This window comes from Pseudomonas sp. D3-27 (genome assembly GCF_051132165.1).
In the GTDB taxonomy this organism is placed as follows: Bacteria; Pseudomonadota; Gammaproteobacteria; order Pseudomonadales; family Pseudomonadaceae; genus Aquipseudomonas.
Map to the genome: position 1 here is coordinate 4,851,413 of NZ_CP071667.1, position 21,750 is coordinate 4,873,162.

Below are 21,750 nucleotides of genomic sequence, written 5' to 3' on the forward strand. Positions count from 1 at the left end.
ATCATTGCGTCACCTTACTCCCATTCCAACATCAAGCCGCTCAAGCGCTTGACCTTGCGTTGCACCGCCTCTTCGAAAATTCCCGCGCGTGGCTCTATCAGACTGAACCATTGTTTGGCCCGGGTGATAGCGGTGTACACCAATTCCTTGGTCAGTACAGGATTCAGTGCATCCGGAAGGATCAACGCCGTGTGAGTGAACTCCGAGCCTTGGGATTTATGCACGGTCATGGCGTATACGGTTTCCACATCGTTCAATCGGCTGGGCAGCACAAAACGCACGCCACCTCGGCCGTCGTTACGAGGAAATGCAACCCGCAGCACCTGTTTTCCGGCATCCGGTCCGTCACGCTCAGGCAACCTGAGGGCAATGCCGATATCGCCATTCATCAATCCCAACCCGTAATCATTGCGCGTCATCAATACCGGACGCCCCTCATACCAAAGCTGGTCATTGTCGATCAGCCGCGCCTTGAGCAGCGCGGCAGTGATCCGTTGGTTCAACCCTTCGACACCCCACGGGCCTCTGCGCACCGCGCAAAGCAACTGGAATTCGTCAAACGCCGACAAGACCTCCCGAGCCCAATCATTCCAGCAATCGTCTTCCAGCGGACGGGAGGCCGCCGGACGCCGTTGCCGCAAGACGCTCAGATAATGCCGATATCCCTGCGGCCCGGAGGCTTGGCCATCCAGCAGCAAACGTTCCAGCGCAGTATCGTGTTCGCCTTTCAACGCCAACGTGGACAGATCGGGGTATTGGCCCTTGCGCAATAGGTTCCGCGCCTGCTCCGGCTGTTGTCCATTGACCAGGCGGGCCAACTGGCCAATCCCACTGCCCTCGCCGAAACGCCGGGAATGCCTGAGCATGACCACTTGCTGGGCGAGGGGGTGAGTACCTTCGTGGTCCTGCTTCAGGTCATTGGTCATCAGGTTTTCGCCGCTGACGGATTCGAGCCACGCCAGAGTCTGTGGGCTATACCAACCCTCTTCGGCATCGCGGCACAAATCGCCAAGCACCGCGCCGGCTTCGACCGAAGCCAACTGGTCCTTGTCCCCCAGCAATACCAAACGCGCATGGGACGGCAGCGCATCCAACAGATTGGCCATCATCTCCAGATCAATCATCGAAGCCTCATCGATGACCAGCACATCCAGTGGCAGGCGATTGCCTGCATGATGACGAAAATGACGGGTACCGGGACGACTGCCCAGCAGGCGATGGACCGTAGTGACTTCGCAGGGAATGCGTTCACGCACGGCATCGGTGACGTCCAGCGTGCGAACCTGTTGGCTGATGGACTCGGTCAGGCGTGCCGCCGCCTTGCCGGTGGGCGCGGCCAGACGAATGCGCAGCGGCTTACCTGCTTCGACAGCGGGTGCCTGCAACAAGGCGAGCAGACGCACGACCGTGGTGGTCTTGCCGGTGCCGGGGCCGCCCGTGACGATACTGAACGCGCTTCGGGTCGCGAGCGCGCAGGCCAGTTTCTGCCAGTCGACCGGCCCCGTCGCGCTGGCCGGACCAAACAGCCCGGCCAGGCGCTCATCCAAGTCATCAGGCACCGCTCCGTGGTCGGCCAGCCGTTGACGCAACGCATCGTCGATTCGTCGCTCGTAGCCCCAGTAGCGACGCAGATAAAGACGTTTTCCGGCGAGTACCAGCGGCCGTTGTCGTGCCTGCTCACGCTCGTCGCCTGCCAGGGCGACCAGCGGGCTGGAAGCCAGTACTTTGCACCAGTCGGCACCATCGAGTGTCTGCAAAACCTGCGACGGCAATAGCATCACGCCGGGCTGCAGGTCTCCCTCCGGTGGCAAGGACAACGCAAAATCCGGCTCCTTGAGTGTTTCGAACAGATCCAGGCAGACATGCCCGTGCCCCAATTGATGGCTGGCAAGGGCCGCGGCAAGCAACACCAGCGGGTCGTCTTCTGGGCACAGTTCATGGAGGAACGCCACGAATGCCCTGTCCAAGGCTCGCAGCCAACCGCGCTCCACCCAGCGAGTCAGCAGCAGCAACAGGTCGTCCACGTCGCTCAAGGGCGCCAAATCCACCAGGCTCTCGTCGTCGGAATTCTTGGGAAGCAGGTCCGCAAAAGAACGACTCATAACAGTTCTCCCTGCACCCAAGCCGGCTCCGCCTTGGGCTCGGGCATTCCTCGGAACAGGCGATCCAGTTGCTCTATCAAGGCGCGCGCAGGCTTGGTGAAGTAGACACCCTGGCTGGCAGCGCGTGTGCCACGAAGGAATATATACAGCGCGCCGCCAACATGCTTGTCGTAGTCATAGTGGGGCAAGCGCGCCTTGAGCTGGCGGTGCAAGGCCAACAGGTACAGCACGTATTGCAAGTCGTAGCGGTTATCCAGGATCGATTGCTCCATGGCCTGCATGGTGTAGGCGGCGTCGTCCAATCCCAGCCAGTTGGACTTGTAATCGGCCACATAATATCGACCGTCGTGCTCGAAGGTCAGGTCTATGAAACCCTTGAACATGCCATTGAGCAATACCGGTTCCGCAGCGACACGAGCCACGCCGTCATGGGTGAATCGGCAAACCAGATCATCGAGCTTGAGCACATCGACCTTGTGGCTGGCGAACCAGAATTCCATTTCCACTTGGAACCGGGTCAAGTCTTCCAGCACCACCGGCGCTTGGCCGCCGCCAATACACAGAGGCGTTTTGATCAGGTGCAACAACCAGTCGCCAAGGGTTTTGATCCATCCATTCCAACCCCGGCGGTTGCAGCGTCGGGCAATGGCATCCTCAATGATGGCTGGCGCCGTCGGGAATCCTTCGCCGGCAGCCCACTCCAGGAGCCCATGCAGGAAGGTACCGGGGTTGGGGCCACGTGGAAAACGGTGGATGTCACCGCCCGCAGCCGCAACTTCCCGCGGGGCGTCTGGGTCGAGTCGCTCATCATCGAACAGTTTCTGGGCTTGGGGATTTTCCGGTGCGGTGTCACCGCCCACGTTGAGGCTGTCGCCGAAACGCAACGCACTGTAGGAAGCAATCCACCAGTTCTCGCTGGCTTTGCGCAACGGAATCAAGGGTTCAAGCAATACCGCGTCGTTGCGTGCGGGTCGGTAGTGCTCGTCGCTGGGCTGGGGCATATCCAGGCAGCTCACCGCCTGGCTGCCTTGCCGCAGGTCTTCCAACCAACGTCTGAGCTCTACCGACTCGTTCAACGGCGCACCACCACCCAACAGATAGCCCAGGGCAGACAAATGTAGAATCGAGCGGTTATTACTGCCGCGCTTGAGATCGGCGACACCCAGCCAGCAGGCGTGCTGGGCACGGGTAAGTGCCACGTACAAAAGACGCAGGTCCTCTGCCAGACGCTCGTCATCGGCCTTGGCGATCAATTCCGGGGTCGGGGCGAGACTGATCTGCGCCAGGCCGCGCTCATCGTGGTAATGCAGCGGAAGTCGACTGCCATCCACCGGCTTCGTCGAGCATATGAACGGGAGGAACACCAGGGGGTATTCGAGTCCCTTGGACTTATGGATCGTCACTACCTTGACCAACTGCTCGTCGCTTTCGAGGCGAAGGATCTGCTCTTCTCCCGCCTGCCCGGTCATGGCCAGATGCTCGGCCAGGTAACGAATCATGGCTTGCTCGCCATCCAGCTCGACGGCGGCCTGCTGCAACAACTCACAAAGGTGCAGCAGGTTGGTCAGCACCCGCTCGCCGTCATCACGTGCCATCAGGGACTGAGGCAATTTGAAGTCGTGCAACAAGCGCCTCAGCATCGGCAGCACACCTTGCGCGCGCCAGACCATCCGATAGCCCCGGAACTGCATCACACGGCTTTCCCACGCCAACTCATCCTGGTTCAGGCGCTCAAGCTCTGTGAGCGGCAGGTTCAACGTAGTGCTGGCCAGGGCTGTGCGCAGCAGTCGCTCCACATCCGGCTCGGCACATGCCTTGAGCCAGGTCAGCAAATCCCTTGCTTCCTGGGAAGCAAATACCGAGTCCTTGTCTGATAGATAGACACTGCGCACGCCTCGTGCGGACAACTCGCCGCGCACGGCCTGCGCTTCCTTGCCATCGCGCACGAGAATGGCGATGTCGGCCGGCAGAAGACCACGAAGCATTTCCCCATCATGGAAAAAGCCATCGCGCCCCGACTGTCCGCCGTTGAGCAGCGCAGTGATTTCGCTGGCGCAGGCTGCAGCCATCTGCTGCCGATACACCGCTCCGGAAACTGGCTGGTCAGAGACCAGGTGCCAAACATTAAGGGCAGCGACAGTCTGTCCCGAAACCCGCAAGCTCTCTTTGCGCCCTTGGGACTCGACGGGCAGGAACGGCACGGGATTCTCACCCGATGGCTCGCGGAACAGGAAAGCCCCTCGCCCCTGCTGACGCGCCTCGGCATGTTGGAAAACCTGATTCACCGCGCCGACCATGGCATGGCTGGAGCGGAAGTTTGTCCCCAGCGTATGCAACCGGCCAGCGGTGGCTTCCCTGGCGCGCAGGTAGGTATAGATATCGGCGCCGCGAAACGCATAAATGGCCTGCTTCGGATCACCGATCAGGAACAGCCCGCTTTGCGGATTGTTGTCTTCAATGCAATAGATGCTTTCGAAGATTCGGTACTGGATCGGATCGGTGTCCTGGAATTCATCGATCAGCGCCACTGGGAACTGCTCGCGAATCAGGCTAGCCAGCCGCTCCCCGCCTTCAGCCTGCAACGCCGCGTCCAGGCGCAGCAGCATGTCGTCGAAACCCATTTCAGCCCGGCGCCGTTTCTCCGCTTCGAAGCGTGTCCCGACCCATTGCGCGGCATGCTGCAACACCGCCGCGTCCGGGGTGGGCAGGGCGTCCAGGCTGGCCTTGAGGCCCGACATCGCATCCAGCCCGGGATGACTGGGCACATCGCCTTTCCAGGCCTCGGCCATGCCCTCGGGCGTCAGCCGTGTGAAGCCGGTGCCAATGTCCAGCAGCTCGAGACTTTCGTCCTCGACCCAGGCCGTGATCTTCTGGAACCAGGGTTCGAAATAGCGAGCCTGCATCTTGCGTCCGTCGACGCTTTTATTGGCAACGCCCTGCTGGCAGATTTCCAACAACTCCACGGCCCATTGTCGCCAAGGAGCCTTGAGGTCGAGCAATGCCGCGCTGCGTTCCTGAAGGGATGCGACGATCAGCTCGGCCGGCTCGATCCCCTGCGCCTCACCTCGAGAACTGGAAAACAAACCCCTTACCCGGGGCAGCAGGGCGGCAGGCCCGCCCCAGTGAGCCCGCACCCAGTGCAGCGCTTCACCTTGCATCGAATAGCAGAACAGCCGCCAGTAGTCGCGCAGCACCTCTGCGAGCAACTCGCTGTGATCGGTTTCCAGGGTTTGCGTAAACAGGCTGCCACTGTCGAAGGCATGCTCGCGAAGCATTCGCTGACACCAGCTATGGATAGTCGAAACGGCCGCTTCGTCCATCCATTGCGCGGCTATATCGAGCCGGTTCGCGCAGGCTGCCCATTGCCCTTCCCCGAACTCATCACGCAACGAGGCAATCAACGAGTCCGGGGCGGGAATCTCATCGCGAAAAAAACGCGCCGCTTCCGCCAGGCGCGTACGGATACGCTCCCGCAGTTCCTTGGTCGCGGCATCGGTGAAGGTCACTACCAGAATCTGCGGAGGAAGCAGCTCGCGTTCAAACCGCGTCTGCGGGTCGCCATGCCCTAACACCAGGCGCAAATACAACGCCGAAATGGTAAAGGTTTTCCCGGTACCGGCACTGGCCTCGATCAATTGACTGCCACGTAGCGGGAAGGCCAGGGCCAAGGGAGTTTTCCGGCTCATGGATGTACGTCCTCGCTCACCAGTGAGCGCCAAGGCGCTTCGAGTAGCGGCCGATAAAGCGCATCACACCAGTCGGGAAATGTTTCGTCAGCGACCAGCGCATTGAAGTCGGGGTATTGCCGTGCCAGCGCAGGGCTTTCCCGGCGCTCCCCCTCAAACGTCAGCCCGTCACCTTCGTAGGCTTTGCGAGCCGCCGCCAGGGCTTTCTCCGGGTCGCTTTGGTCGAGCCAGGCGAACGCGGTCTTCACCGCGATTGGCAAGGGTTGGCGCATACCAGCCCGCCAGGCTTGCAGCAGGTCGCCAAGGACCTGGCGCGCTACGGTTTCGTCAAAAGGGGCGAGCAGCAAGCTGTCATCACTGGCGACCAACGCCGTAGTCATCGAAAGCCCACTGGCGCAGGCTACAAGATGGTTGACCCAGACCCGTATCAGTCGATGCCATTTGCGGGTCTTGGTAGATCCGATGCTGTTGGGGATAGCGGTAATGGCGAGGACCGAGCCATCGCCTCGCTGATGCAGGCCGCTAAGCCATCCTTCTACGCTGACATCGTGTATACGAAGGCTGACGGGGACGGCGCTGGTCAGTGGAGTGGGCCATGAAGACAGGAGCTGCTGGTAGCGCTGGAGCAGGTCAGGGAACGGCTCGATCAACTCGCGCTGCAGGCTTTCACCGAAACCCGCCATGGGCAGCAGGCCACTGTTCTGTAACCGCTTGGCATGCGCCGCCAACGCCAGGTCCGATTGGTCGAGGCGAACAAGGGCGGCCTCGAGCAAGCTGTCGCTCAAGCTGTAGCGCTGCAGGGCATCGAGAACGAAAGGTTCGTCATCGGCCAGGGGGGCTTCGAAAGTCTCGAAGAACACCTTGAGTCGCTGGCTGAAGAAATGACGAACAGGATTGCGCAGAAAATCCTGCAACTGAGCGATCCCCAATGGCTCTTCCTGGGCATAGGGCTCCAACATTGCAGGCATCGCGCTGTGTTCATGGGCCTCGTGAAGCGAACGCCATTCACCGGCATAGCTGAACAGCCCGTCACCCTGATAAAAGTACCGGGCGCTGAACGGCTGCAAAGGATGCTCCTGAGTCAACGCCTCGAGTAGACCCTCGTCACCATTTGCCAACCGCCACCCACTGGCAAGATGATCACGCAACTGGCCGATCAAGACCGATGCCGGCCGATCGCTGTTGTCACGAATACTGCGACCGACCCAACTGATGTAGAGCTTTTCCCGGGCAGAAAGCAGCGCTTCCAAAAGTAGGTACCGATCGTCCTCGCGCCGGGAACGATCGCCTGGGCGGTAATCGCTGCCCATGAGATCGAAATCCAGCGGTGGTTGAGCTCGTGGATAGTCGCCGTCATTCATTCCCAGCAAACAAACCAGCTTGAAGGGTATCGCTCGCATCGGCATCAACGTACAAAAATTGACCGCTCCGGCGAGGAAACGTTGGGACAACTTCCCCTGATCCAGTCCGGTCAGCCAGGCTTCCCTGACAACCGTCAAAGGAAGCTCATCCTCCAGCCCGACCGAATCGCAGGTTTCCAGCCAGGTTTCACGCAGGTCCTCGAGTTGGGCCAGCAGATAATCGTCGTGCTCGTTGCTTGCCAGGAAGAACAATTGCATCAAGTCATGCAGACGCGCCCCCCATTCCTTGGGAGAGGTTGGCTGGCTCAGCTCCCGGTGAGCAACTTCCAGCGCATCCAGCAAAGCCACCAGCGGACCGATCAAAGCCGCATCGAGGCCACCGATTTCGTCATAGGGCTCGATGCCCTCGTAAGCCTCTGAATCGCCAACCGCATACCCCAGCAACATGCGACGCAGGCCGAAACGCCAGCTGTTCTGCTCAAGCTCTGCGGGCAAACCCAAACTGGCGCGATGCCGGGCATTCATCCCCCAGCGAATGCCTGCTCCCTCAATCCAGCGGTGCAGTATCGGCAAGTCGGCCTCATTGATGCCAAACCGCTCGCGCAACGCTGGCACGTCCAGCAGATCGAGAATCTCGCTGACCGGAAACCGACTATCCGGGAGCCTGAGCAAATGCTCGACGGCGATGAGCAAAGGGTCACGGCCACGCTGGCCCTGATCTGTCAGGGTGAAGGGGATGAAACGAGGGTCACCCCGATCAAGCTGGCCAAACACGGCGCGGATATGCGGCGCATAACTGTCGATATCCGGGACCATGACGATGATATCCCGGGGACGCAGGGACGAATCCTTGCTGAAGTGCGCAAGCAATTGATCATGAAGGATCTCAACTTCACGCTGGGCACTGTGGGCCACATGGAAACGGATCGACTCGTCTTGTTGCGTATCGACTGAAGGCCAGTGTTGCCGGGTTTCATCCAAGGGGCGCAATTCCAGGATATCGTCCTGCAGCTGACTAAGGAGGGTCGTGGGATTACCGTCGCTGAACAGATCGATACGCCCTTCGCGAAATACCGAGCGATAGGTGTTTGGATCATCGTAGCTGTCGAGAAGGTTGATGTAGTCGCGCCCTTGCTTTCCCCAGGCAGCCAACAGCGGATGTGCATGCTGATGCAAAGTCTGCGAATCCAGGACATTTGGCATGCCGCTTTTTCGTGCCTGCCGTTTGTATTGGTGACGAAGCAGGTCCTTGTCGGCGACGATGTCCGCCCAATGGTAACGACAGGGGTTGTGAACACACAGTAAAACCTGGCTGAACCGTGAAAGACCGGCCAGGGCCTCAAGCGCTTGGGCTGGCAGTGAAGAAATACCGAACACGATTACGCGAGCCGGTAGGCCTTCGGGAGCGGCTTCAAGATGATTGATGCGCTCAAGATAGCGCTGGTGAACGCCGGCACGGCTTTGAGCCATGCCCTCTTCACCCACATCCAACAGCAGCGCTCGCCACAGCTCCGCTTGCCAGCAATTTGCCGGCGCGAGCGGCTTTGTTTCACCACGCACGCTCCTTGTCTGGTGCCGTCCCTGCGCCCAATCTTCAAGCCAGTCGGCTCGGTACACCTGATACTGGTCGAAAAGATCAGCCAGACGCTCGGACAATTGGTAGCGCTTACGTAAATCAGTGTCGTCAGACAGGAAACGTCGCAACGGTTCGAAATGACGCTGTTCAATTAGCTGCGGCAGGAGACGCATCAGCCTCCATGTGAGCGGCGCCTTATCCAGTAAGGATTTAGCCGGAATTTCATCACGGCCAAGCACCATTCGATAGAGCTGCCACATGAAACTGCCGGGCAGCTGCACCTCGATGGCAGCCGCAATTCCGCAGCCGCCACTGTCATCGTCTTCAGGATCTTCAGCCAGTGCCAGCTTCAGCCATTGGGCGATGCCGTTGCTTTGAACGAGGGCGATTTCATTTTCAAGCGGGCCTAGCGGATAGCGTCGCATCAGGCTGATAACCAGGCTGCGCAACTCATCAAGGCGATTCCCATGAACCACCATGAAAGCAGGGCTGAGGGACGTCGCGTCCGGCATAAAGGCATCCTTGAAAAGTGCAAAAGCTAGGGCAGAACCTTAGCACTGTCGGTGGGCTGTGGCAGCCGGGAGCTGTCCGCGCTTATCGTAAGAACTTTCCTGCGGGCAAAACAAAACCCCTACCTGCATCAGCAGATAGGGGTTTCGGAATTTAATCTTGACGATGACCTACTCTCACATGGGGAAACCCCACACTACCATCGGCGATGCATCGTTTCACTTCTGAGTTCGGGATGGGATCAGGTGGTTCCAATGCTCTATGGTCGTCAAGAAATTCGGTAGCCAGCGCGTGCCTTACGGTCACGTTCCAGCGAATGGGTATGTGATAGCGTGTTGCTTGTGAGTATCTCGAACTTTCGGTTCGTTTCGTCTTCACAACACCGCAATCTGGCCTCTTTCGAGTCTACAAATTGCTTGGGTGTTATATGGTCAAGCCTCACGGGCAATTAGTACAGGTTAGCTCAACGCCTCACAGCGCTTACACACCCTGCCTATCAACGTCGTAGTCTTCGACGGCCCTTCAGGGAGCTCAAGGCTCCAGTGAGATCTCATCTTGAGGCAAGTTTCCCGCTTAGATGCTTTCAGCGGTTATCTTTTCCGAACATAGCTACCCGGCAATGCCACTGGCGTGACAACCGGAACACCAGAGGTTCGTCCACTCCGGTCCTCTCGTACTAGGAGCAGCCCCTCTCAAATCTCAAACGTCCACGGCAGATAGGGACCGAACTGTCTCACGACGTTCTAAACCCAGCTCGCGTACCACTTTAAATGGCGAACAGCCATACCCTTGGGACCGGCTTCAGCCCCAGGATGTGATGAGCCGACATCGAGGTGCCAAACACCGCCGTCGATATGAACTCTTGGGCGGTATCAGCCTGTTATCCCCGGAGTACCTTTTATCCGTTGAGCGATGGCCCTTCCATACAGAACCACCGGATCACTAAGACCTACTTTCGTACCTGCTCGACGTGTCTGTCTCGCAGTCAAGCGCGCTTTTGCCTTTATACTCTACGACCGATTTCCGACCGGTCTGAGCGCACCTTCGTACTCCTCCGTTACTCTTTAGGAGGAGACCGCCCCAGTCAAACTACCCACCATACACTGTCCTCGATCCGGATAACGGACCTGAGTTAGAACCTCAAAGTTGCCAGGGTGGTATTTCAAGGATGGCTCCACGCAGACTGGCGTCCACGCTTCAAAGCCTCCCACCTATCCTACACAAGCAAATTCAAAGTCCAGTGCAAAGCTATAGTAAAGGTTCACGGGGTCTTTCCGTCTAGCCGCGGATACACTGCATCTTCACAGCGATTTCAATTTCACTGAGTCTCGGGTGGAGACAGCGCCGCCATCGTTACGCCATTCGTGCAGGTCGGAACTTACCCGACAAGGAATTTCGCTACCTTAGGACCGTTATAGTTACGGCCGCCGTTTACCGGGGCTTCGATCAAGAGCTTCGCGTTAGCTAACCCCATCAATTAACCTTCCGGCACCGGGCAGGCGTCACACCCTATACGTCCACTTTCGTGTTTGCAGAGTGCTGTGTTTTTAATAAACAGTCGCAGCGGCCTGGTATCTTCGACCGGCGTGGGCTTACGCAGCAAGTGCTTCACCCTCACCGGCGCACCTTCTCCCGAAGTTACGGTGCCATTTTGCCTAGTTCCTTCACCCGAGTTCTCTCAAGCGCCTTGGTATTCTCTACCCAACCACCTGTGTCGGTTTGGGGTACGGTTCCTGGTTACCTGAAGCTTAGAAGCTTTTCTTGGAAGCATGGCATCAACCACTTCGTCACCCAAAGGGCAACTCGTCATCAGCTCTCGGCCTTAAGATCCCGGATTTACCTAAGATCTCAGCCTACCACCTTAAACTTGGACAACCAACGCCAAGCTGGCCTAGCCTTCTCCGTCCCTCCATCGCAATAACCAGAAGTACAGGAATATTAACCTGTTTTCCATCGACTACGCTTTTCAGCCTCGCCTTAGGGACCGACTAACCCTGCGTCGATTAACGTTGCGCAGGAAACCTTGGTCTTTCGGCGTGGGTGTTTTTCACACCCATTGTCGTTACTCATGTCAGCATTCGCACTTCTGATACCTCCAGCAAGCTTCTCAACTCACCTTCACAGGCTTACAGAACGCTCCTCTACCGCATCACTTACGTGATACCCGTAGCTTCGGTGTATGGTTTGAGCCCCGTTACATCTTCCGCGCAGGCCGACTCGACTAGTGAGCTATTACGCTTTCTTTAAAGGGTGGCTGCTTCTAAGCCAACCTCCTAGCTGTCTAAGCCTTCCCACATCGTTTCCCACTTAACCATAACTTTGGGACCTTAGCTGACGGTCTGGGTTGTTTCCCTTTTCACGACGGACGTTAGCACCCGCCGTGTGTCTCCCATGCTCGGCACTTGTAGGTATTCGGAGTTTGCATCGGTTTGGTAAGTCGGGATGACCCCCTAGCCGAAACAGTGCTCTACCCCCTACAGTGATACATGAGGCGCTACCTAAATAGCTTTCGAGGAGAACCAGCTATCTCCGAGCTTGATTAGCCTTTCACTCCGATCCACAGGTCATCCGCTAACTTTTCAACGGTAGTCGGTTCGGTCCTCCAGTCAGTGTTACCTAACCTTCAACCTGCCCATGGATAGATCGCCCGGTTTCGGGTCTATTCCCAGCGACTAGACGCCCTATTAAGACTCGCTTTCGCTACGCCTCCCCTATTCGGTTAAGCTCGCCACTGAAAATAAGTCGCTGACCCATTATACAAAAGGTACGCAGTCACCCAACAAAGTGGGCTCCCACTGCTTGTACGCATACGGTTTCAGGATCTATTTCACTCCCCTCTCCGGGGTTCTTTTCGCCTTTCCCTCACGGTACTAGTTCACTATCGGTCAGTCAGTAGTATTTAGCCTTGGAGGATGGTCCCCCCATATTCAGACAAAGTTTCTCGTGCTCCGTCCTACTCGATTTCACTTCTAAGATCCTTTCGCGTACAGGGCTATCACCCACTATGGCCGCACTTTCCAGAGCGTTCCGCTAAAATCAAAGAAGCTTAAGGGCTAGTCCCCGTTCGCTCGCCACTACTAAGGGAATCTCGGTTGATTTCTTTTCCTCAGGGTACTTAGATGTTTCAGTTCCCCTGGTTCGCTTCTTGCACCTATGTATTCAGTACAAGATAACCATCTTATGATGGCTGGGTTCCCCCATTCAGACATCTCCGGATCACAGTCTGTTTGCCGACTCCCCGAAGCTTTTCGCAGGCTACCACGTCTTTCATCGCCTCTGACTGCCAAGGCATCCACCGTATGCGCTTCTTCACTTGACCATATAACCCCAAGCAATCTGGTTATACTGTGAAGACGACATTCGCCGAAAATTCGATCTGGCTCTAAGAGCCACTCACAAATTTTACCTTAGCCTGATCCGTTACCAGTGAAAGTAACGTTCAGTCTATCTTTCTATCACATACCCAAATTTTTAAAGAACGATCTAATCAAAAGACTAGAAATCAACATTCATCATCCCGCGGATGGAATGCTCATTTCTAAGCTTTAAACGTTGGAACCAATCTGTAATGGTGGAGCCAAGCGGGATCGAACCGCTGACCTCCTGCGTGCAAGGCAGGCGCTCTCCCAGCTGAGCTATGGCCCCGTATCGCTACAGGGTACACCATGAAATTGGTGGGTCTGGGCAGATTCGAACTGCCGACCTCACCCTTATCAGGGGTGCGCTCTAACCAACTGAGCTACAGACCCAATCGTCTTCTTCAATGAATCAAGCAATTCGTGTGGGAGCTCATGGAGCCGCTGCTGTCGTCGATTAAGGAGGTGATCCAGCCGCAGGTTCCCCTACGGCTACCTTGTTACGACTTCACCCCAGTCATGAATCACACCGTGGTAACCGTCCTCCCGAAGGTTAGACTAGCTACTTCTGGTGCAACCCACTCCCATGGTGTGACGGGCGGTGTGTACAAGGCCCGGGAACGTATTCACCGCGACATTCTGATTCGCGATTACTAGCGATTCCGACTTCACGCAGTCGAGTTGCAGACTGCGATCCGGACTACGATCGGTTTTGTGGGATTAGCTCCACCTCGCGGCTTGGCAACCCTCTGTACCGACCATTGTAGCACGTGTGTAGCCCAGGCCGTAAGGGCCATGATGACTTGACGTCATCCCCACCTTCCTCCGGTTTGTCACCGGCAGTCTCCTTAGAGTGCCCACCATAACGTGCTGGTAACTAAGGACAAGGGTTGCGCTCGTTACGGGACTTAACCCAACATCTCACGACACGAGCTGACGACAGCCATGCAGCACCTGTCTCAATGTTCCCGAAGGCACCAATCCATCTCTGGAAAGTTCATTGGATGTCAAGGCCTGGTAAGGTTCTTCGCGTTGCTTCGAATTAAACCACATGCTCCACCGCTTGTGCGGGCCCCCGTCAATTCATTTGAGTTTTAACCTTGCGGCCGTACTCCCCAGGCGGTCAACTTAATGCGTTAGCTGCGCCACTAAGAGCTCAAGGCTCCCAACGGCTAGTTGACATCGTTTACGGCGTGGACTACCAGGGTATCTAATCCTGTTTGCTCCCCACGCTTTCGCACCTCAGTGTCAGTATCAGTCCAGGTGGTCGCCTTCGCCACTGGTGTTCCTTCCTATATCTACGCATTTCACCGCTACACAGGAAATTCCACCACCCTCTACCATACTCTAGCTCGACAGTTTTGAATGCAGTTCCCAGGTTGAGCCCGGGGATTTCACATCCAACTTAACGAACCACCTACGCGCGCTTTACGCCCAGTAATTCCGATTAACGCTTGCACCCTCTGTATTACCGCGGCTGCTGGCACAGAGTTAGCCGGTGCTTATTCTGTCGGTAACGTCAAAACACTAACGTATTAGGTTAATGCCCTTCCTCCCAACTTAAAGTGCTTTACAATCCGAAGACCTTCTTCACACACGCGGCATGGCTGGATCAGGCTTTCGCCCATTGTCCAATATTCCCCACTGCTGCCTCCCGTAGGAGTCTGGACCGTGTCTCAGTTCCAGTGTGACTGATCATCCTCTCAGACCAGTTACGGATCGTCGCCTTGGTGAGCCATTACCTCACCAACTAGCTAATCCGACCTAGGCTCATCTGATAGCGCAAGGCCCGAAGGTCCCCTGCTTTCTCCCGTAGGACGTATGCGGTATTAGCGTCCGTTTCCGAGCGTTATCCCCCACTACCAGGCAGATTCCTAGGCATTACTCACCCGTCCGCCGCTCGCCACCAGGTACAAGTACCCGTGCTGCCGCTCGACTTGCATGTGTTAGGCCTGCCGCCAGCGTTCAATCTGAGCCATGATCAAACTCTTCAGTTCAAACATCTTTGGGTTTTGAGAAAACCCTAAACTTGGCTCAGCAATCGTTGGTTACATCTTTGATTTCTCGCGGAGTAACTTGTGATGCTGATAATCTGTTGACTAGCAGTCTGACTCCACAAGCACCCACACGAATTGCTTGATTCAGTTGTTAAAGAGCGGTGGGTTGAGCCTTTCGCCTCAACCGAGGCGCGCATTCTACAGCGCCCCGTGTATCTGTCAAGCGGTTATTTTAAGAAGTTTTCAAAGTTTCGCTTGGAAATCCTTAACAACTTCAACCACTTGCGCTTCCGATCTCTCGTTAGCGGGAGGCGAATTCTACAGCGTTACTCGCTGCTGTCAACACCTCTTTTTTACCGCTTTCGACCGAGAGGATCGAACCGTCGATAGCGCCCGAAAAACCGGCCTACCCACTCCTTCCGCGCTTCGATGAACTGAAGCAAAGCACTTACCGAAACTTGGTTAACTCGTTGAAACTCAAGGAGTTTTCCGTTTCGACTGCGCCGGAAGTGGGGCGAATTATAGACATCCAGAATTTGCCGTCAACCCTTTATTTTCATAATTCTGTCATATCAGTCAGAAACCCCGGAAATACAGAGGCCGACGCCCAGGGGCGCCGGCCTCTTCACTTACATGTTACAAACTGGGAAATGCAAACTGCGAAGCCTCATGGCTGGCACGCTGCGGCCAGCGTTGGGTAATGGCCTTGCGACGGGTATAAAAACGCACCCCGTCCGGACCATAGGCATGCAAGTCACCAAAAAGTGAACGCTTCCAACCACCGAAGCTGTGATAGGCGACAGGCACTGGCAATGGAACATTGACGCCAACCATACCGACTTCAATCTCATCGCAAAACAACCGCGCCGCTTCGCCGTCACGGGTAAAGATGCAGGTGCCGTTGCCATATTCGTGATCGTTGATCAGTTGCATCGCCTCTTCCAAGCTATTGACCCGGACGATACACAGCACCGGCCCGAAGATTTCTTCCTTGTAGATGCGCATCTCAGGCGTCACGCGGTCAAACAGGCAGCCACCCAGGAAAAAGCCTTCCTCGTGCCCAGCAACGCTCAAGCCACGACCATCGACAATCAATGATGCCCCCGCCGACACGCCCTCCTCTATATACCCACTGACCTTGTCGCGGTGCTGCCCGGTAACAAGCGGCCCCATGTCCAGTCCGCAAGAAGTCCCCGCACCGATCTTCAGTGCCTTGACCTGCGGCACCAACTTGGCCACCAGGGCATCCGCTACTTGATCGCCGACACATACCGCTACCGAAATCGCCATGCAGCGCTCACCGCACGAACCGTACGCCGCGCCCATCAAGGCGCTGACTGCGTTGTCCAGATCTGCATCCGGCATCAGCACCGCATGGTTCTTCGCCCCACCCAGCGCCTGGACGCGCTTACCTCGACGAGTACCTTCGGCATAGATGTATTCAGCGATTGGTGTCGACCCGACAAAACTCAGCGCTTTTACCTCCGGCGCCTCGATCAAAGCATCCACCGCCGCCTTGTCGCCATGGACTACGCTCAATACACCTTTGGGCAAACCGGCTTCCAGCAAAAGCTGGGCGATCAGCAGTGTCGAACTCGGATCGCGCTCCGACGGCTTGAGAATGAAACAATTCCCACAGACGATAGCCAGCGGGTACATCCACAACGGCACCATTGCCGGGAAATTGAACGGCGTGATACCCGCCACGACACCTAAAGGCTGGAAATCTGACCAAGCATCGATATTCGGCCCTACATTGCGACTGTATTCGCCCTTCAGGATTTCCGGCGCCGCACAGGCAAACTCAACGTTTTCGATACCCCGTTTGAGTTCCCCCGCCGCGTCTTCCAGGGTCTTGCCGTGTTCTTCGCTGATCAACTGGGCGATGCGCGACTCGTTCTGCTCCAGCAGTTGCTTGAAACGGAACATTACTTGGGCGCGCTTCGCCGCCGGCGTGTTGCGCCAGGCCGGGAAAGCGGCCTTGGCGCCATCGATCGCCTGCTGGACAGTTGCGCGATCCGCCAGCGGTACTTGATGGATTGCCTGGCCGGTGGACGGGTTGAACACATCGGCTGTACAGGCGTTATCGCTCAACAGTTCGCCATTGATCAAATGCGGGATGAGGCTCATGGGGACTCCAGGAAATTGATCACCAGACGCCCATTAACGAGCGTCTCTCTATATAGAAGAAATCAGTCGATCTTGTTCAGCACTTCACCAACTGCGTCGAACAGGCGATCCAGGTCCTGCGGCTTGCTGTTGAACGTCGGCCCGAACTGCAAGGTATCGCCGCCAAAGCGCACATAGAACCCAGCCTTCCACAGTGCCATTCCCGCCTCGAAAGGACGCACGATAGCGTCACCGTCACGGGGGGCGATCTGGATCGCCCCGGCCAAGCCAAAGTTGCGAATATCGATAACGTTTTTCGAGCCTTTCAAGCCATGCAATGCGGTCTCGAAATGCGGCGCCACCTCGGCCACACCCTGCACCAGATTCTCTTTTTGTAGCAGGTCCAACGCCGCCAGTCCCGCCGCGCACGCCACTGGGTGCGCCGAGTACGTATAGCCATGGGGAAATTCCACGGCATATTCAGGTGTCGGCTGGCTCATGAACGTCTGGTAGATTTCGCTACTGGCAATGACCGCCCCCATCGGAATTGCACCGTTGGTGACTTGCTTGGCGATGCACATCACGTCCGGCGTCACGCCAAAGCTGTCGGCACCAAACATCGCGCCGGTACGACCGAACCCGGTGATCACTTCGTCAAACACCAGCAAGATGTTGTGCTGGTCGCAGATTTCCCGCAGACGCTTCAGGTATCCCTCTGGCGGCACCAGCACACCGGCGGACCCAGCCATCGGCTCGACAAACACGGCGGCGATATTGGAAGCGTCGTGCAGCTCGATCAACTTCAACAGCTCATCGGCCAAGGCGATCCCGCCCTCCTTGGGCATGCCGCGGGAATAGGCGTTACTGGCCAGCAAGGTATGGGGCAAATGATCAACATCCATCATGGCTTGGCCGAACAATTTGCGGTTGCCGCTGACCCCGCCCAGGCTGGTGCCGGCAATATTCACACCGTGATAACCGCGGGCACGACCGATCATCTTGGTCTTGGTGGCCTGCCCCTTGAGGCGCCAATAAGCGCGAACCATCTTCACTGCGGTATCGGCGCACTCGGAACCTGAGTCGGTGAAGAACACATGGTTGAGGTTGCCCGGGGTCAGGTTGGTGATCTTTTCCGCCAATTGGAACGACAGCGGATGTCCGTACTGGAATCCCGGCGAGTAATCGAGCGTGCCCAGTTGCTTGCCGACCGCTTCCTGGATCTCCTTGCGGGTGTGCCCGGCGCCGCATGTCCACAATCCCGACAGCGAATCGTAGACCTTGCGTCCCTTGTCATCGGTCAGCCAGCTACCTTCGGCGGCGACGATCAGGCGAGGGTCGCGTTGGAAATTGCGATTGGCCGTATAAGGCATCCAATGAGCGTCCAGCTTGAGCTGGCTGGCCAGGGAACCGACAGCGTGTTCGGGCATGTTCATCGACAAAACCTCGCAAGACATAAACGGTATGAAATCAGGAGCGTTCTTGCGACTACGTTGCCACGGCGATAAAGTCGGTGAAACCCAGCTTTTCTAACCTTCAGTCAGCGGATTACTAAACTATGAGCATGCGTCGTTCCGATCCGCTGGCCCAGGTCAGCGACTTCGATATCCGCTTGCTGCGCATTTTCCGCAGCGTGGTGGAATGCGGTGGTTTTTCTGCCGCCGAAACGGTCCTCGGGATCGGCCGCTCGGCTATCAGCCAGCAGATGAATGATCTTGAACAACGCCTAGGGCTGCGCTTGTGCCAGCGTGGCCGCGCGGGCTTTTCCCTGACTGAAGAAGGCCGCGAGGTCTATCAGTCGGCGCTGCAACTATTAAGTGCGCTGGAAAGTTTCCGTACCGAGGTCAACGGCCTCCATCAACATTTACGCGGCGAATTGATCATTGGCCTGACGGACAACCTTGTCACCCTGCCGCATATGCGTATCACCCACGCCTTGGCCCAGTTGAAAGAACGCGGGCCAGACGTGCAAATCCAGATTCGCATGATCGCACCCAACGAAGTCGAGCAAGGCGTACTCGACGGTCGCCTTCACGTCGGCGTGGTCCCCCAGGCCAGCGCCCTTTCAGGTCTTGAATACCAACCGCTCTACAGCGAACGCTCGCTGCTGTATTGCGCGGTCGGTCATCCACTGTTTTACGTGGACGACCAGCAACTCGAAGACGCTCGCCTCAATACCCAAGACGCCATCGCGCCAACCTTTCGCTTGCCGGCCGACATCCAGGCCCATTACCAGGCACTGAACTGCACGGCCAGCGCATCGGACCGCGAAGGCATGGCGTTTCTGATTCTCACGGGTCGTTATATCGGTTATCTACCAGATCACTACGCCAATCTCTGGGTACAACAAGGTCGCCTACGCGCGCTCAAACCCTTCGCGCGTTTCTACGACCTGAGCCTGGCATCAGTCACGCGCAAGGGACGTCGCCCTCATTTGGTGCTGGAAAGCTTCCTCGAAAATCTCGCGGCAACACGCTGAATTTCTTCAACGTGCCGCTTTTATAGCCGCAGCACTTGTCTGATCCGCGCCGGTGCGCTATGAACGCATTTGCCCGCACCCACAGACCCAGCCCGGAAACGTCCATGACTTTTGAAGTTCCCGCCCATGGCGGCAAGCCTACCGGCCGCATTCGTCAACAGAACGAAGAGACCATCCTCAGGGCCGCCGAGGATGAGTTCGCTCGTCACGGTTTCAAGGGCACCAGCATGAATACGATTGCCTTGAAGGCTGGATTGCCCAAGGCCAACCTCCACTACTATTTCACCAATAAGCTCGGGCTCTACGTGGCGGTATTGAGCAACATCATCGAGTTATGGGACAGCACGTTCAATTCCCTGACGGCCGAAGACGATCCGGCGCAGGCATTGACCCGCTACATCCGCGCCAAGATGGAGTTCTCGCGGCGCCAACCTCAGGCGTCGCGGATTTTCGCTATGGAAGTGATCAGTGGCGGCGAATGCCTGAGCGAATATTTCAACCAGGACTATCAGGCCTGGTTCAAGGGCCGAGCGGCTGTTTTCCAGGCTTGGATCGATGCAGGAAAAATGGACCCGGTCGATCCGGTGCATCTCATCTTCCTGCTATGGGGCAGCACCCAGCATTATGCCGACTTTGCTACCCAGATCTGCCGCGTGACCGGTCGCAGCAAGCTGACCAAGCAAGACATGATCGACGCTGGCGACAACTTGATCCGTATCATTCTAAAAGGCTGCGGCCTGACACCTGACCTCTCATACAGATCCTAGGACTACATGCCTTATACCCTCGCCGGCTTTTGTGAGTACCGTGAAGAAATCCGCAAAAGCCGTTTCATTACCCTTGCCGCCGCCATCAACAGCCCTGCCGAGGCCCAGGCCTTTATCGAACAGCACAGCGACCTGGCCGCCACGCACAATTGCTGGGCCTGGAAATTCGGCAACCAGTACCGCAGCAGCGACGATGGCGAACCAGGCGGTACCGCCGGACGTCCGATCCTGGCAGCCATCCAGGCCCAAGCCTGCGATCAGGTGGTGGTGCTCGTGATCCGCTGGTACGGCGGAATCCAGCTGGGGACCGGTGGGTTGGCGCGGGCGTACGGCGGCGGTGCAAACAAATGCCTGCAAAACGCCGAGAAGATTGAATTGATCAGCCGCGTGGGGCTGCGCTGCGTTTGCGGGTTCGCGGAACTGGCTCTGGTGAAACTGCGCACAACCGAATGCGGGGGTTTGGTGAACGCCGAGCATTTCACCGCCGATGGTGTAGAGCTTCAATTGGCGGTGGGCGAAGAACACATTGAAACGCTGCAGGCACGGCTGGCCGACCTGAGTCGCGGGCACATACGCCTGGAGCGTGAGACCGCCGTGTGACGGCAAAACGCGGATTTGCCCACACGCGCTGTGCACCCGCTTGTGGATAACCTGGGCGTACCACGCTGTAACCCTTCTGTCATGCGGCTTTCGGGAATTTGTACATTTTTCGTACAGGGGCATCCAGACTTCAGAGATCCGTCAGCAAAACAATCACTTGCGGCGCTTTATCACCTTTAGAAGAAAGCCGCACGGGGCTTATTCCCGACCTTGGAGCTTGCGCACAATTACTGTGGAACAAGCTGTGGATAACCCGTTCATGGGTCCAGCAGCCTCAGTAACGGCATGGACCGCAGCCGCTTGATCAATTTTTAATCAATCGATACGTGATACAAACCCGACGCGTTGCGTCACGAGTTGAAACAACGGCTCGGGCAACGTTGTCCATTAAATCCATGGCCTTTTCTTTCAAGGATGCCTTCATGAATTCGGCGAAAAATGCATTGATCATCGGTGCTTCCAGGGGCTTGGGCCTGGGTTTGGTAAAAACGTTGCTCAGCGACGGCTGGAACGTCACTGCTACCGTGCGCAACCCGCAGCACGCGGACGCCTTGAAAGCGCTGGGTCCGGTGCGAATCGAAAGGCTCGACATGGACGACCAGCAAGCCGTCATCGCCTTGAGCCAGCAACTCAAGGGCGAAATCTTCGACCTGCTGTTCGTCAACGCCGGCGTAAAGGGCCCGGCCAATCAGAACCCTGGCGGCGCAACGCTGGCGGAGGTGGGCCAATTGTTCTTCACCAACGCAGTGGCACCGATCAATCTGGCCCAGCGCTTCGTCGGGCAGATTCGCGAACGTAGCGGCGTGCTGGCTTTCATGAGCTCCGTACTGGGCAGCGTGACCATGCCCGACGCGCCGGAACTGGCGTTGTACAAGGCAAGCAAAGCCGCCCTCAACTCAATGACCAACAGTTTCGTCAGTCAATTGGCCGAGCAGTCGCTGACCGTACTGTCCCTGCATCCGGGCTGGGTGAAGACCGACATGGGCGGTGAAGGTGCCGAGATAGACGTCCCGACCAGTACCCGTGGGCTGATCGACCAGGTCTATGCCTTCACCGGCAAGGGCGGGCATCACTTCGTCAATTATAGGGGCGAGACGATTCCCTGGTAAACGCCACCCATTACGTCGCCGGGGACTGGATATGTGCCGAACAACCTGAGTAAACTCCGACCCGCGCCCTCCCATGGCGCCCCTGGATCAGCAGACAGGGC

At 57.2% G+C, this 21,750-nt stretch carries 9 protein-coding genes, 2 tRNA genes and 3 rRNA genes; 4 read left to right on the forward strand and 10 right to left on the reverse strand.

Going from position 1 to position 21,750, the window contains the following annotated elements; genetic code table 11:
• Positions 1-14: 14 nt before the first annotated feature.
• The 10 genes from recD to J3P92_RS21975 all read right to left on the reverse strand — a co-directional run bounded on the left by recD (position 15) and on the right by J3P92_RS21975 (position 18,130).
• Positions 15-2,102 carry an exodeoxyribonuclease V subunit alpha gene (recD, locus tag J3P92_RS21930; protein WP_434649031.1) on the reverse strand — a complete coding sequence of 696 codons (2,088 nt, stop codon included), beginning with the start codon at positions 2,100-2,102 and terminating at the stop codon, positions 15-17.
• Entirely contained in the window at positions 2,099-5,788 is a 3,690-nt protein-coding gene (gene recB, locus J3P92_RS21935) for an exodeoxyribonuclease V subunit beta (RefSeq protein ID WP_434649033.1), read from the reverse strand. Before recB ends, recD begins: the two co-directional genes overlap by 4 nt.
• Positions 5,785-9,237, reverse strand: a complete 3,453-nt coding sequence (recC, locus tag J3P92_RS21940) for an exodeoxyribonuclease V subunit gamma (protein WP_434649034.1) — start codon at positions 9,235-9,237, stop codon at positions 5,785-5,787. The genes recB and recC overlap by 4 nt, the downstream gene beginning before the upstream one ends.
• Before the next feature lie 155 nt (positions 9,238-9,392).
• Positions 9,393-9,508, reverse strand: a 5S ribosomal RNA gene (gene rrf, locus J3P92_RS21945).
• A 154-nt stretch (positions 9,509-9,662) separates the two neighbouring features.
• Positions 9,663-12,554: ribosomal RNA gene (locus J3P92_RS21950) — 23S ribosomal RNA — on the reverse strand.
• Positions 12,555-12,804: 250 nt separating this feature from the next.
• Positions 12,805-12,880, reverse strand: a tRNA-Ala gene (locus J3P92_RS21955).
• 27 nt (positions 12,881-12,907) lie between these two features.
• A tRNA-Ile gene (locus J3P92_RS21960) sits at positions 12,908-12,984 on the reverse strand.
• 65 nt (positions 12,985-13,049) lie between these two features.
• Positions 13,050-14,588, reverse strand: a 16S ribosomal RNA gene (locus tag J3P92_RS21965).
• Together the 16S, 23S and 5S rRNA genes with 2 tRNA genes alongside form the textbook arrangement of a ribosomal RNA operon.
• A gap of 636 nt (positions 14,589-15,224) precedes the next feature.
• Positions 15,225-16,718, reverse strand: a complete 1,494-nt coding sequence (locus tag J3P92_RS21970; protein WP_434649036.1) for a CoA-acylating methylmalonate-semialdehyde dehydrogenase — start codon at positions 16,716-16,718, stop codon at positions 15,225-15,227.
• Positions 16,719-16,780: 62 nt separating this feature from the next.
• Positions 16,781-18,130: an aspartate aminotransferase family protein gene (locus J3P92_RS21975; RefSeq protein ID WP_434649038.1), complete on the reverse strand. Its 1,350-nt coding sequence runs from the start codon at positions 18,128-18,130 to the stop codon at positions 16,781-16,783.
• Positions 18,131-18,252: 122 nt separating this feature from the next.
• On the opposite strand from J3P92_RS21975, the gene J3P92_RS21980 reads away from it, so the two are divergent.
• From J3P92_RS21980 to J3P92_RS21995, 4 genes are all read left to right on the forward strand, one after another.
• Positions 18,253-19,173: a LysR family transcriptional regulator gene (locus J3P92_RS21980; protein WP_434560819.1), complete on the forward strand. Its 921-nt coding sequence runs from the start codon at positions 18,253-18,255 to the stop codon at positions 19,171-19,173.
• A 104-nt stretch (positions 19,174-19,277) separates the two neighbouring features.
• A complete protein-coding gene (locus J3P92_RS21985; protein WP_420766309.1) occupies positions 19,278-19,940 on the forward strand; it encodes a TetR/AcrR family transcriptional regulator in 663 nt (220 codons plus the stop codon).
• Positions 19,941-19,946: 6 nt separating this feature from the next.
• Positions 19,947-20,540 carry an IMPACT family protein gene (locus tag J3P92_RS21990; protein ID WP_420766308.1) on the forward strand — a complete coding sequence of 198 codons (594 nt, stop codon included), beginning with the start codon at positions 19,947-19,949 and terminating at the stop codon, positions 20,538-20,540.
• Between the two features lie 422 nt (positions 20,541-20,962).
• The gene (locus J3P92_RS21995) at positions 20,963-21,649 is read left to right on the forward strand and encodes an SDR family oxidoreductase (protein ID WP_434649040.1); all 687 of its coding nucleotides are present in this window, start codon (positions 20,963-20,965) and stop codon (positions 21,647-21,649) included.
• Positions 21,650-21,750 lie beyond the last annotated feature (101 nt).